The 13,145-nt window shown below is 27.4% G+C and carries 12 protein-coding genes; 9 read left to right on the top strand and 3 right to left on the bottom strand.

The window, feature by feature from the left end; all coding sequences use genetic code 11:
• Positions 1–8: 8 nt before the first annotated feature.
• The gene (gene rplU / locus KJQ99_RS00450; RefSeq protein WP_214117383.1) at positions 9–317 is read right to left on the bottom strand and encodes a 50S ribosomal protein L21; all 309 of its coding nucleotides are present in this window, start codon (positions 315–317) and stop codon (positions 9–11) included.
• Positions 318–499: 182 nt separating this feature from the next.
• Here rplU and KJQ99_RS00445 point away from each other — a divergent pair, with 182 nt between their 5' ends.
• From KJQ99_RS00445 to KJQ99_RS00420, 6 genes are all read left to right on the top strand, one after another.
• Positions 500–1,618 (top strand): PilZ domain-containing protein, encoded by a 1,119-nt coding sequence (locus KJQ99_RS00445; RefSeq protein WP_214120243.1) that lies wholly within the window; start codon positions 500–502, stop codon positions 1,616–1,618.
• A 3-nt stretch (positions 1,619–1,621) separates the two neighbouring features.
• Positions 1,622–2,266: a glycerol-3-phosphate 1-O-acyltransferase PlsY gene (gene plsY / locus KJQ99_RS00440; RefSeq protein WP_214117385.1), complete on the top strand. Its 645-nt coding sequence runs from the start codon at positions 1,622–1,624 to the stop codon at positions 2,264–2,266.
• Positions 2,251–2,568, top strand: coding sequence for a dihydroneopterin aldolase (locus KJQ99_RS00435; protein WP_214117386.1), 318 nt, complete (start codon positions 2,251–2,253; stop codon positions 2,566–2,568). Before plsY ends, KJQ99_RS00435 begins: the two co-directional genes overlap by 16 nt.
• A 74-nt stretch (positions 2,569–2,642) precedes the next feature.
• Positions 2,643–3,314, top strand: coding sequence for a response regulator transcription factor (gene hsrA / locus KJQ99_RS00430; RefSeq protein WP_214117387.1), 672 nt, complete (start codon positions 2,643–2,645; stop codon positions 3,312–3,314).
• Positions 3,315–3,352: 38 nt separating this feature from the next.
• Positions 3,353–4,546, top strand: coding sequence for a sensor histidine kinase (locus KJQ99_RS11035; protein WP_214117388.1), 1,194 nt, complete (start codon positions 3,353–3,355; stop codon positions 4,544–4,546).
• 10 nt (positions 4,547–4,556) lie between these two features.
• Complete coding sequence (locus KJQ99_RS00420) at positions 4,557–6,014, top strand: Ppx/GppA phosphatase family protein (RefSeq protein ID WP_214149695.1); 1,458 nt, start codon at positions 4,557–4,559, stop codon at positions 6,012–6,014.
• Positions 6,015–6,025: 11 nt separating this feature from the next.
• On the opposite strand, the gene KJQ99_RS00415 is transcribed toward KJQ99_RS00420, so the two are convergent.
• Both KJQ99_RS00415 and metK read right to left on the bottom strand, forming a co-directional pair.
• Positions 6,026–6,904, bottom strand: a complete 879-nt coding sequence (locus tag KJQ99_RS00415) for a lactate/malate family dehydrogenase (protein WP_214149694.1) — start codon at positions 6,902–6,904, stop codon at positions 6,026–6,028.
• Positions 6,901–8,100, bottom strand: a complete 1,200-nt coding sequence (gene metK / locus KJQ99_RS00410) for a methionine adenosyltransferase (protein ID WP_214117391.1) — start codon at positions 8,098–8,100, stop codon at positions 6,901–6,903. Before metK ends, KJQ99_RS00415 begins: the two co-directional genes overlap by 4 nt.
• A 100-nt stretch (positions 8,101–8,200) precedes the next feature.
• Here metK and sstT point away from each other — a divergent pair, with 100 nt between their 5' ends.
• From sstT to KJQ99_RS00395, 3 genes are read left to right on the top strand one after another with little or no spacing between them, the layout of a single operon-like run.
• Positions 8,201–9,430 carry a serine/threonine transporter SstT gene (gene sstT, locus KJQ99_RS00405; protein ID WP_214149693.1) on the top strand — a complete coding sequence of 410 codons (1,230 nt, stop codon included), beginning with the start codon at positions 8,201–8,203 and terminating at the stop codon, positions 9,428–9,430.
• A 1-nt stretch (position 9,431) separates the two neighbouring features.
• Positions 9,432–11,129: a M3 family oligoendopeptidase gene (locus tag KJQ99_RS00400; protein ID WP_214149692.1), complete on the top strand. Its 1,698-nt coding sequence runs from the start codon at positions 9,432–9,434 to the stop codon at positions 11,127–11,129.
• On the top strand, positions 11,126–13,138 hold the full coding sequence (locus KJQ99_RS00395) for an ATP-dependent helicase (protein ID WP_214120061.1): 2,013 nt from the start codon (positions 11,126–11,128) through the stop codon (positions 13,136–13,138). Before KJQ99_RS00400 ends, KJQ99_RS00395 begins: the two co-directional genes overlap by 4 nt.
• Positions 13,139–13,145: the final 7 nt, after the last annotated feature.

Genomic DNA, 13,145 nt, shown 5'->3' with positions numbered 1-13,145 from the left:
ATTTCTCCTTACGCTTTAATTTCTTTTACTACTACGCGAGTAAATTGTCTTCTAAAACCTCTTTTTAATTTAGAGTCTTTTCTTCTTCTTTTCTTAAAAATTACAACTTTTTTATCTTTTCCTTCGTTGATAACTTCAAGAACAACTTTCGCTCCACTAACAAAAGGGGTACCGATTTTTAATTCTTTATCGTTAACAGCTAAAACATCTGTAACTTCTACGATAGACTTTTTCTCTGCTTCAAAGCGATCTAACTTTAATTCGTCGCCAACACTTACTTTGTACTGCTTACCGCTATGTTTAAAAATAGCATACATAATTCATCCTTTGTAATTTAGTAAGTCCCATCAAGCACTTTAAATATTAGAAATTTAAAGATTTAAATAAGCTTAAATGAGTTGTAAAAAGCGAATACTATCAAAAAATCATTAATTTTTATTTAAAAATTTATTTTTTTTGCTACACTAATGCTATTTTTAGTTTAAAAGGAAACAAAAACATGAGTTTTGAAGGAAGAGACGAACTAGTTAATTCTAGTATTAATTATTTTGAAAAATATACACACAAATTTATTAATAACATACAAGCTTATTATAGAAGCGAAGGCAAAATTTTATCAAAAAATTGTGAAGATGCTTACGAAGAATTATTTTCTATGTTACTAACAAAAGATTTTAGTATAGAAAGAGGTAAGGAATTAGCCAAGACAAAAGACTTTGATAGAGCTTGCTTTTTTGAATTTTTATTAAAAACTTATATAGATTTTTCTAAGCATATTATGAATAATGGATTAAACAATAAATTAGTTGTTAATCTCGCCTTTGCATTAGAAAGATATGGTTCAATTTTTTGCACAATTTGTCACGATTCTACGACTGCACAAAGTTCAATTAATGTATTTTCAGCAAGTAGTTCTGGTGGATTTTTTATACACGAGAATTTTATAGATACATTTAAAAAAATGTATTCTGTAGGAGAAAAATTAGAATTTTTAAATCTTTATAATGGTGTTCCTGTTAGAACTTACGGAGAAATTTTACAAGTTGAAGATGCGAGTATAGTTGTAAAAGTTGATTTAATGCAAATTTTAGCTATGAAAGAAGAAGATTGCGCTTATATAGTTCAAAATCAATATTTGCAAAAAAATATTAAAGCAAATATTTTATCTGTTAATATTGTAAATTGCACGGTAACTTTAAATAATTTTGAAAGCCAACCATATATGCACGCATTAAAAAGAGCATATCCTAGAGTGCATCCTAATGAATTTACTAAAATAGCACTAACTCATGAAGATGGAAGGGTTGCTAATGGAAAATTATTTGATATTTCAGAGGGTGGAATTGGTGTTGTTTCTAATGAAGATGTAGGATTTAAAAGAGGTGATATTTTATCATCTTATATTTGTTTACATATGCCTCATTCAAATGAAGCAGTTGAGTTTAATTTAAAATTTAAATTAGTTGTTTTAATTGTGTATCAAAATGCTTACAGATATTGTTTAGAGATTTTACCAGACCAAGAAGATGCTAAAAAAATTCAAGAATTTGCAAGCAGAAGAGTAGAAGAAACTTTAGTAGAGCTTAAAAATCAATTAAGCCTATATAAAAGAGATTAAGATATGAATTTTATTACATTCATAATTGATTTGTTTACAAATAATAATTTAATTTGTATGCTAATAGCCTATTTAATAGGCTCAATTCCTTTTGGATTAATATATGCTAAAAAATTTGCGAATGTTGATATTAAATCTCAAGGTTCAAAAAGCATAGGAGCTACAAATGTATTAAGAGTTGTAAAACAAGTTAATCCAAAATTGGCTAAAAAATTAGCAATAGCTACTATGTTAAGTGATTTTTTAAAAGCTATGCTTCCAATTTGTATTGCTATGTTTTTAGATATAAATGAAGCAACAATTTGGGCTATGGCAGTTCTTAGTGTTATAGGACATTGCTATAGCATATTTTTAAGCTTTAATGGCGGTAAAGGCGTAGCTAGTGGGGCTGGAGCTTTAATACTATTAGTTCCTTATTCTGTAATTATAGGTCTTATTTTTTGGCTAATAATCGGAAAAGTATTTAAAATATCTAGCTTAGCATCATTAATAGGATTTAGTATTGGAGTAATTAGTGCAGAATTTTTATACCCTAATATTAGTATTAATTCTCACGCACCAATATATTTAATATTATTTTTTGTGTTCTATAAACATATACCAAATATTATTAGATTGATTTTTAAAGACGAATGCAAAGTCATATAAAAATAAAAACAAAATTTAAATGTATAATAGGCTTATTGGAATTTGAAAGATTAGAAAAGCAAACAATAAGCCTAAAAATAAATGCAAAAGCTGATAGTTTTTTAGACTATGCTAAAGTAACTAAATTATCAAAAAAATATTTAAAATCAAAAAAATTCTTTACCTTAGAAAAAGCTAATAAAAAACTAGCAAAAAAAATAAAAATCAAATTTCCACAACTAAAAAAAATAAAAATTGAGATTATTAAATTAGAGATTATGAAAAATACAAAACTTAGTGCTAAATACAAAAAAAAATATTAAAATAACTTTAAAAAAACTTGAATATTTGCTTAAATTGTGTTAGCATAACCTTAATTTTACTTTAAGGAAAAAAAATGCGTATTTTAGTAGTGGAAGATGAAATATCTTTAAACAAGACACTAGCCGAAGGTTTAACTGAATATGGCTATCAAATAGATGCGTGCGAAAATTGTAAAGATGCTGAATATTATATCGGTATTAGAAACTACGATTTAGTATTGACAGATTGGATGCTTCCTGATGGTGATGGCACTGACTTAATACATGTTGTAAAACATAAATCTTCAAGAACTTCAATCATAATTTTATCTGCGAAAGATGATAAAGAAAGTGAAATAAGCGCTTTAAAAGCAGGTGCTGATGATTACATTAAAAAACCTTTTGATTTTAATGTATTATTAGCTAGAATTGAAGCAAGACTTAGATTTGGTGGGTCAAATACAATTAAAATTGATAATTTAGAAATAGACCCAGATGAAGAAAAAATTACTTATAAAGGTAAAGAAATTGAATTAAAAGGTAAACCTTTTGAAGTATTAACCCATCTTGCAAGACACTCTGATCAAATAGTATCAAAAGAACAATTATTAGATGCAATTTGGGAAGAACCTGAACTTGTAACTCCTAATGTAATTGAAGTTGCAATCAATCAAATTAGGCAAAAAATGGATAAGCCTTTAGGTATCTCAACTATTGAAACAATAAGAAGAAGAGGCTATAGATTTTGCTTTCCCAAAAAAGCATAAGAAATAAATTTTTCTTGCAACTAGCATCTACTATTACGGTGCTAGTTGTTATTTTTTCAGTTCTGTCGTATCAAATTCTAAAAATTAATATAATGCAAAATGAATTTGATAATTTAATCAAAAATGCTATTAGTATTATTGAAGTGAATAATAGTTCAAACTTTATTATTTTTAAAGACTATAAAATAATTCATTTAGATAAAAAAACTATGAAACCAAACTTTCAAATAATCAATGAAAATGATAAAAAAGTCTTGATTTTAACATATCCTTACAATGAATTTGGGGATTATATAATATTGAAAAAAGATATAAGTCAATCAATTAAAATTCTTGATACTATTTTTATATCTTTATTTTTAATAATTATTATTGCTATTAGTTTGATTATTTTTTATTCATTATTCTTATCAAGAATATTATCAATGCACCTAAAAGAATTAAGCGTTAAAGTTAGTAGGTTTGATGATAACTTTACAAATAGATTAGATTATAAAAACTATCCATTAGAGTTTAAAGAAATCATAAGTAGTATTAATCACTTAATTACTAGAATTCAAAACTATAATATGTCTCAAAAAGAACTATTTATAGGAATTGCTCACGAATTAAAAACTCCTTTAGCAGTTATAAAAGCTAAAAACGATGTAACGCTAATTAAATCAAGAGATAGTGAATATTATATTCAAACCATTAAAAACTCTAATGATAGCATAGATAATATCAATAAAATCATAAATGAAATTCTTAAAATTGGCAGATTAGAAGGTGCGCAATTTGAAGAGCCAAATGAAATAGACTTAATTGATTTTATTAGACAAGAAAGCAAAAATTTTAGCCTATTAGGCTCAAAAACAGGACAAAAAATAGAACTTAATCTAAACCCAAATGAATTAAAGATAAAAATACAAAAAACCTTATTCTCACAAATTTTACAAAATTTTATTCAAAACGCATTTAAATTTTCTCAACCAAATACAACAATAACAATTACAACTTTCATCAATAATATGACTTTTTATCTATATGTAGATGATATGGGTTGTGGAATTAGTGAAGATAAAGATTATTTTGCACCATTTAAAAGATTTGGAGATAAAGAAGGCGTTGGATTAGGACTTTATTTATCAAAATCAGCTGCAACCGCACTAAAAGCTGAAGTATCATTAGAAAATAGAAAAGATATGCAAGGAACAAGGGCTATTTTTTCTATGAAAATCAAAAAAAATTAAGAGAAGAAATATGGCAAAAAAAACTGCAATTATTGATTTAGGTTCAAACGGAATTAGAATGGCAATATATGAAAAAACTTCAAGATATGGTTTTTATATATTAAACGAACAAAAAGTTAAATTTCGTTTGGCACAAGGTGCTTATGAACAAGATAATGTATTGGTAGAAAAACAAATCAAAAAAGCTTACGAAATAATAAAATATTTTAAAACTCAAGCACTTAATTTTAAGTGTAATAAAATATTTTGCATAGGAACATCAGCTCTAAGAGATGCAAAAAATAAAGCTGATTTAATTAACCTATTAAAAAAAGATTTAAAACTCAATATCAAAACTTTAAGTGGAATGGAAGAAGCATATTTAAGTGGTTTTGGAGCTATTAATTTACTACCTAAATTAGATGAAAAATCAATTTGTTTAGATATTGGTGGTGGTAGTGCTGAATTGTGTTTGTGTGAGAATACAAAAGTAGTTAAAACTTTCTCGCTTGACCTTGGAACGGTGAGATTAAAAGACTTATTTAAAGACAAATTTAATAAATTAGAAAAATATATAGATAATTATTTAGAGCAAATCCCTGATGATTTTAAAGCTTCTATCTTAATTACAATAGGCGGCTCATTAAGAGCTATTAGCAATGCTATTATGGAAAAAAACAATTATCCTTTAAGTCAAGTTCATGCTTTTTCTTATCAAGTAGATGAAGAAAGTGAATTTATAGAAAAAATTATAAATTGCAAAAATTCAGAACTTAGCTCGCTAGGAATTAAAAAAGAAAGACACGATACCATTAAAATGGGTGCTTTAGTCTTTTATAAAATAATTAAAAAATTAAAAATTAAGCAAATAATTACAAGTGGTGCTGGAGTTAGAGAAGGAATATTTTTAAAAGACTTATTTAAACACCACAAAGGGTTTCCAGCCAATTTTAATCCGAGCTTAAAAAGTCTTGAAGATAGACTAATTAAATACAAATCAGGCTCACTAGTTAGTAATGTTACAAGATTATTTAATACTTTAAATGAAATTCATTATGTTGATAAAAAATATCTAAAACACTTAACTTATGCAGCAAAACTCATTGAAACGGGTTTATTGCTTAGTTATTATTCAAACCATAAACATAGTGCTTATTGTGTTTTAAGTGGTCTAAATTTTTGTATAAAACACGAAGATAAAGCACTAATAGCAACTATAATAGAACAACACGGCAAAAAAATAAATTATGAGAATTTAAAATTAAAAAAATTATTGCCAGATGAAAATACCATATCTTGGCTTAATTTTATTCTAGCATTTTGTAATGCTTTAAATAAGGCTAAAGAAAACGAAATTTGTGATTTTTCTTATAAAAATAAAACTTTATATATAACAAAAAATACAAATAATTTCATTATGCAAGAAGCTATTAAAAAGATTAGCAAGCCAAAAAGTTTTAATGTATATATAAACAATGAAGAGATTTAACTCTTCACTAATTATTTAATAGAATTAATAGTCTTTAAAATATAATTTTTTGAGATTTCAAGTTTTTCTTTTTCATCTTTGTTTAAGTCTAATTCAAGAACTTTTTTAATACCACCCTTACCTACTACAACCAATCTTGAATAAGCTAAATTATCTTGAGTAAAACTAATAGGTGTGATTAAATTCTCATCATCTTTAATAGCTTTAATAATTCTTGCAATCACACTTCCTATTCCAAATTCTGTTTTACCTTTTACTTTAAAAATCTCTCCACCCTTAAAGCGAACTCTGTTTTCAATCTCATCTAAATTAAGGTTAAACTCATTAATATTTTTACCGCCCACAAAGGCATTGCTCTTATAAAAAAACTGCGTATCTCCATGTTCTGCTAGCATAAAAGCATTTATATTTTTATAAGAAATTCCTAATTTATTAGCAATTTCAATCTTAAGCCTTGCACTATCAAGCGTTGTGCCTGTGCCAATTACTTTAAAAGCATCTAAGCCGCTTAATTTTTGAGCGTAATAAACAATGCTATCATTTGGATTTGTGGCTATTAAATATATACCATTAAAGCCCTTTAAGGCATTAATAATTTCTTTTAAAGGTTCATAATTAGCCTTAAGTTCAAGCGTTCTATCAGGCTCGATACAAGTTGTATATGCTAAGACAATAAGATCACATTTTACTAATTCTTCTACCTTGCTAACAGCAAAAATCTTAGAATTTGAATTGGTATTTTCAAGACTATCTTCTAAATCAATCTTACTTGCATTTGCTAAGCCATCTTTAATATCGTATAAATAAAGCTCGTTTGCTATATTTTGACTACTTAGCATAAAACTTGCAGCCGAACCAACGGCTCCAAGTCCAATAATTCCTATTTTCATTTTAATAAACTCTTAAATAATTCAACGCTATCAAGCTGCTCCCAAGGATAACTTGCAACTCCAACTTGCCCGTAAGTCGCAACATCAGCATAAGAAAATCCAGCTTTACTAGGCTCATCTAATCTAAATTTTTCTTTAATCCATCTAGGAGTTAATGCGAAATTTCTTTCAACAAATGCACTTAAAATATTATCATCAACACTTGCATTTGTCCCCATACAATCAACATTTACGCTAATTGGTTTTGCAATTCCTATTGCATAGCTAATTTGCACTATACATTTTTTAGCTAAGCCACTTGCAACTATATTTTTTGCTACATATCTAGCTGCATAAAGCCCACTTCTATCAACTTTTGTGTAATCTTTTGAGCTTTGTGCACCTCCTCCTATTGGGCTATATCCACCAAAACTATCTACTATTAATTTCCTTCCCGTTAAGCCACTATCGTGAAGGCTTGAGTGATTTACATATCTTCCTGTTGGATTAATATAAATAATGCAATCATCTTTATTAAATAGCTCTTTTGGTAAGCCTGAATTACAAATTAAATTCATAATTTTTGAGCGAACTTCATCAAGACTTAGACTACTTACGCTAGGAGCTGAAACTACTATTGTATGGATTTTTTTAGGCTTACAATTTTCATAATTTTCCTTGCTCTCATAGTCAATTGTAACTTGAGTTTTAATATCTACTCCAAATTCATGTGGATTATTTAGAGCATATTCATATACTTTATTACAAATCATTCTCGCATAAAAAATCGCAGCAGGCATAAATTCAGGTGCTTCGCTACTTGCAAAGCCAAACATCATACCTTGATCACCCGCTCCCATTTCTCCATCACTTTTATCAACGCCTTGATTAATATCATTACTTTGCTCGTTTAATAACACTTGCACTTTAACATCACTTGGGTGTAAGCATTCAGCCTTGCTAAAATGAGAATTTTCTTTATAACCTATTTTAATTAAAGCGTTTTTAACTACTTCTTCATATTCACTTTCACTAACCTTTAAATTAGATTTAATCTCTCCACCAATTATTACATTCTTTCCAGCGACAAAAACTTCACTAGCAACGCGAGCATTTTTATCATAATTTATATGCAAATCAACAATGCTATCAGCAATGATATCAGCACATTTATCAGGGTGTCCTGCACTTACTACTTCACTTGTAAATAAATACATTTATTATCCTTTAATAATTAAATTTTGCCTAATTTTAGCCTTTATAGTTAATGTTTTGTAAGAGAGATTTGCTATATTTTTGCCTTTTTAAGGAGATATTATGAGCGTCTTAAGTTCAATGATTAAAAGATATAAAAGTACTAATTTAATTATAAAAATTATGATTGGTATTGTTGTAGGTGTTTTTGTTGGAATTTGTATTCCTAGTTTTACTGATTATACTTCTTTATTAGGAGATTTTTTTATAGGTGCTCTAAAAGCAATTGCTCCGATATTAGTATTTATTTTAGTTCTTAGTGCAATCTCTACTAGAGAATATGGAAATGGAACTAAAAAAATAAAACAAGTAATAATTTTATATTTAATAGGAACTTTCTTAGCTTCTGTTTGTGGTGTTGTTGCTAGCTTTTTATTTCCTACAAAACTTATATTAGAAATACCAAATAATATTGATTTAACCCCGCCAAGTAGTGTTGCTATGGTATTTAAAGATTTATTATTTAAAATGATAGAAAATCCAGTAAGTGCATTAGCTAATGGAAATTATATTGGAATTTTAACTTGGGCTATAGCTGCTGGAATTGCACTTAAAACTTGCTCAAAAGAAGTAAAAAAAGTATTTATAGATATTAATGAAGGCACTATTAAAATTGTTGCTTTCATAGTTCGTCTAGCTCCTATTGGTATTTTTGGTCTAGTAAGCACAAGTGTTGCTAAAACTGGTGTAGAAACTTTAGCTGATTATGTTTTATTACTATTAGTATTAGTTGGGACTATGCTATTTGTAACATTTATAATCAATCCATTAATAGTATTTGTAGTTACTAAGAAAAATCCTTATCCATTAGTTTGGGTTTGTATAAAACACTCTGCAATTTATGCGTTTTTTACAAGAAGTTCAGCTGCAAATATTCCTGTAAATATGGCACTATGTTCAAAAATTAATGTTGATAAAGAATTATATGGAGTATCAATTCCACTAGGTGCTACAATTAATATGGCTGGAGCTGCTGTTACTATTTCTGTTTTAGCACTTGCTGCAGTTCATACATTAGGACTTAATATTACTTTTACAAACGCTATACTACTTAGCTTTTTAGCTGCATTTGCTGCTTGTGGAGCTAGTGGGGTTGCTGGTGGCTCACTTTTACTTGTTCCTTTAGCGTGTTCATTATTTGGGATAAATGATGATATTGCTATGCAAGTAGTTGGGGTTGGCTTTATAATTGGAGTTATTCAAGATAGTGTTGAAACCGCTTTAAATAGCTCTACTGATGTGCTATTTTCTGCAATTTGTTCTGATACTAAAATAGATTTAAGTAGGGTATAAAATGGAATGGGATTTAAGCATAATTTATAAAAACAAAGAAGAATTATATAAAATTTTAAAAGATTTAGAAAATCAAGCAAACGATTTTGCTTTAAAATACGAAAATAATTTAAAAAATGAAAAAGAATTTGAAAATATAATTTCAAAATTAGAAAGCATTTATAATGAGTTAAGCCGTGCCGGAGCTTATGCGTATTTACATTTTGCAAAAGATAGTGCAAATGGAGCGTTTTTACAAGAAATAAGCACAATTTGCACTAATATTGAAAGTAAATTGGTGTTTTTTGAAATTGAGTTTTGCGAATTAGAAAACGCACAAGAAATTGCAAATAATTGTAAAAAATATTCATATATGCTAAATAATTGGCTAAAAGCTAAAAAATATCAATTAAGCAAAAGCAACGAGCAAGTATTTATGAAAATGAATATAAATGGTAAAGAAGCATTTTCAAGATTATTTGATGAATACTTAAGTAATATTACCTTTAAACTTGACTTAAAAAAAATCAGCGAAGAAGAACTATTAAGCAAACTTTATAGCCCTGATAGAGCTTTAAGAAAAAGAGCAGCCGATGCACTTACAAAAGGACTTAAGAAAAATATAAAAACTCTATGCTTTATTTTTAATATGATTAAAAATAATCACTTAAGTGAATGCGAGCTAAGGGGCTATGAAAATCCTATGCAAGCAAGGAATTTGAGTAATCAAATTGAAGATGAAAGTGTAAAAAGCCTAATAAAAGCAGCCGAAAATAATTATCATTTAGTAGAAAATTATTACAATAAAAAGCGTGAAATTCTAGGTCTTAAAGAATTAAAAGACTATGATAGATACGCTCCACTTTATGATGATATTAGCAATGATTGGGATTTTGAGAAATCTTGTAAAGTTGTAAAAGATACTTTTAATAAATTTAGCCCAAAATTTGCTGAACTTATGCAAAAAGCACTTAATAATAAAGCTCTTGATGTATACCCTGCTAAAAATAAGCGTAGTGGAGCATTTAGCTATGGCATAAATCCTCAACCATTTGTAATGCTAAATCATACAAATAATAGAAGAGATTTATTCACTTTAGCACACGAATTAGGGCATTTAATCCATCAAAGTCTAGCAGGAGAAAATCTAGGGTATTTTAATGCAAATACTCCGCTAACTACAGCTGAAACTGCTAGTGTTTTTGCTGAAATGCTAGTTTATGACGCTATTAAAGATACACTTAGCCCTAAGGATAAAAAAGCACTTTTAGCAAGTAAAATTGAAGATATATTCGCAACATTTTTTAGACAAATTAATTTTACAAATTACGAAATCGCTCTACATAATCACGAAGGCGAATTAAGTGTTGATGAGTTTTGCGACTTATGGCTAGCTGAAGGGCAAAAAATGTTTGGTAGTAGCGTAAAATTACGCAAAAAATACAAATATTGGTTTAGCTATATCCCACATTTTATCCATTCGCCGTTTTACTGCTACGCGTATTCTTACGCACAATTATTAGTTTTAGCATTATTTGGGCTTTATAAGAGTGGAAAATGTGCTAATTTCGTAGAGCTTTATACAGAATTTTTAGCAAGTGGTGGAAGTCGCTCTCCGGCTGAATTGGTAGGACTTTTTGGACTTGATTTAAATAGTGATGAGTTTTGGCAATTAGGAATTAATGAAATTGCTAAAATGGTTAAGGAATTTTGCGAATGAATTATTTAGATAGACTAAATCCTGCTCAAAAACAAGCCGCTACATTTGTAGATGGAAGTTTATTAATCTTAGCTGGTGCTGGAACTGGCAAAACTCAAACAATGATTAGCAGATTAGTCTATTTAATAAGTGAAGTTGGAATTAGCCCTGAATCAATTTTAAGCCTTACATTTACAAATAAAGCCGCGGCTTCAATGAAAGAAAGAGCTATAAAAATGCTAAATGAAATAGGCTATAGTAATAATTTACCAATTTTAAGCACATTTCATAGCTTTGGAATGGAGTTTTTAAGTGAATATATAGAATTATTAGATGGAAGAAGAAGGAAAAATTATAGACTAATTGATACTGATGATAAAAAGGCTATGATTAAAGAATTTGTTTTAGAAAAAATTAGAAAAACTGATATAAATTTTTTAAGTAAGGATAAAAAAGATAAAGAAATCTTAAAAGATGAAAAAGAGTTTTTAAGAAATAAAACCAACGAAGCTATGGCTTATATAGATAGGGTTAAAAATACCTTAGAATTTGAATTAGAAAATGAAAATCACGAAATATATTTAGATTATGAAAAAGCTTTAGAATACAATAATTTAATAGATTTTGATGATTTAATAATTCTGCCACACGATATTTTAAAAAATAATCCAACAACAGCTACAAAAATTAGCAATCAATATTCATACATAATGGTAGATGAGTATCAAGATACTAATTTAGCTCAATTAAAATTATTAAAATTATTATGTAAAGCTCATCAAAATATCGTTGTAGTTGGAGATGATGATCAAAGTATTTACTCATTTCGCCACGCAAGAATACAAAATATATTAGGATTTTCTGATGATTTTCAAGACGCAAAAATCATTAAATTAGAAGAAAATTATAGAAGCACAAAAACCATATTAAATCACGCAAATAGCTTAATAGCAAATAATAAAACAAGATATGGAAAAGAGCTATTTACAAATAATGAATTTGATATAGATATTACTAAATTAGAAAATTATTATGAAGTAATTTATGAGATTAAAAGTCTTATAGAAAAAGGCGTAAAACACAATGAAATCTGTGTTTTATATAGAATGAATATGAGCGGAAATTTCATTGAGCCTAGATTAATTAGTGAGAATATACCTTATAAAGTTATTGGTTCTGTTCCGTTTTTTGAAAGAGCGGAAATTAAATTACTCATAAATTATCTAAGACTTTATGTGGATTTTAACGATAACTTGGCCTTTAAAAAAATCATCAATATGCCTAAAAGAAAATTTGGTGAAAAAGCCTTAGAAAAATTAGAGAATTTATCTAAAAAACCATCTTTATTTGAAAGTTTAAAAGATAATTTAGATAGTTTTAAAAATATTGAAATTAAAGAATTTATAGAGCTTTATACTACAACTCAAGATAAATTCGCTTTATTTTTAAATAAATTAGCTTCTCTTGAAGTTCATAATTTATTTGATAATCCAAAATCAAGAGCTGAAAACTGCTCGGTATTTTTTGATATTATCAAAAGAGAATGCGGCTTTAATGCTGATATTGCTAAGCTTACTAATTTTTTAAATAAAATCATCTTACAAGAGCAAATAATAAAAGAAAATAATAACGCAATTAATCTTATGACTATTCACGCTAGTAAAGGATTAGAATTTGAATATGTATTTTTAATTGATTGTGATGGTGGCAAAATGCCTTGCACTTTTATGGGTATTTTTGATATTGAAGAAGAGCGAAGATTAGCTTATGTAGCGATGACAAGGGCAAAACATAAATTCTATTTACAATATGATTATACAAATCCAAGTATTTTTGTAAATGAAATTATGTATAAAAATACTAGCAATACTACTATAAATAATTCTACTAATGAATTTAAAGTAGGAAATGTAGTAAATCATAAATTATTTGGTAGTGGAAAAATACTTGCCATTGAAGGCAATTTAATTAGCGTAAATTTTCAAGGAAAAATTAGAAAGCTCAATAAAGACTTTCTAAGTTTAGCTTAAATAATAT

The sequence above is a fragment of the Campylobacter sp. 2018MI13 genome (assembly GCF_018501135.1).
Classification (GTDB): domain Bacteria; phylum Campylobacterota; class Campylobacteria; order Campylobacterales; family Campylobacteraceae; genus Campylobacter_E.
Note: the sequence above shows the minus strand (reverse complement) of the source record. Positions and strands in the feature narration are given on the sequence as shown.

Coding starts and splice junctions, on each gene's coding strand:
- plsY (WP_214117385.1), top strand. CDS start 1,622: ATGAATTTTATTACATTCATAATTGATTTGTTTACAAATAATAATTTA.
- hsrA (WP_214117387.1), top strand. CDS start 2,643: ATGCGTATTTTAGTAGTGGAAGATGAAATATCTTTAAACAAGACACTA.
- sstT (WP_214149693.1), top strand. CDS start 8,201: ATGAGCGTCTTAAGTTCAATGATTAAAAGATATAAAAGTACTAATTTA.
- rplU (WP_214117383.1), bottom strand. CDS start 317: ATGTATGCTATTTTTAAACATAGCGGTAAGCAGTACAAAGTAAGTGTT.
- KJQ99_RS00445 (WP_214120243.1), top strand. CDS start 500: ATGAGTTTTGAAGGAAGAGACGAACTAGTTAATTCTAGTATTAATTAT.
- KJQ99_RS00435 (WP_214117386.1), top strand. CDS start 2,251: ATGCAAAGTCATATAAAAATAAAAACAAAATTTAAATGTATAATAGGC.
- KJQ99_RS00395 (WP_214120061.1), top strand. CDS start 11,126: ATGAATTATTTAGATAGACTAAATCCTGCTCAAAAACAAGCCGCTACA.
- KJQ99_RS00420 (WP_214149695.1), top strand. CDS start 4,557: ATGGCAAAAAAAACTGCAATTATTGATTTAGGTTCAAACGGAATTAGA.
- KJQ99_RS00400 (WP_214149692.1), top strand. CDS start 9,432: ATGGAATGGGATTTAAGCATAATTTATAAAAACAAAGAAGAATTATAT.
- KJQ99_RS00415 (WP_214149694.1), bottom strand. CDS start 6,904: ATGAAAATAGGAATTATTGGACTTGGAGCCGTTGGTTCGGCTGCAAGT.
- metK (WP_214117391.1), bottom strand. CDS start 8,100: ATGTATTTATTTACAAGTGAAGTAGTAAGTGCAGGACACCCTGATAAA.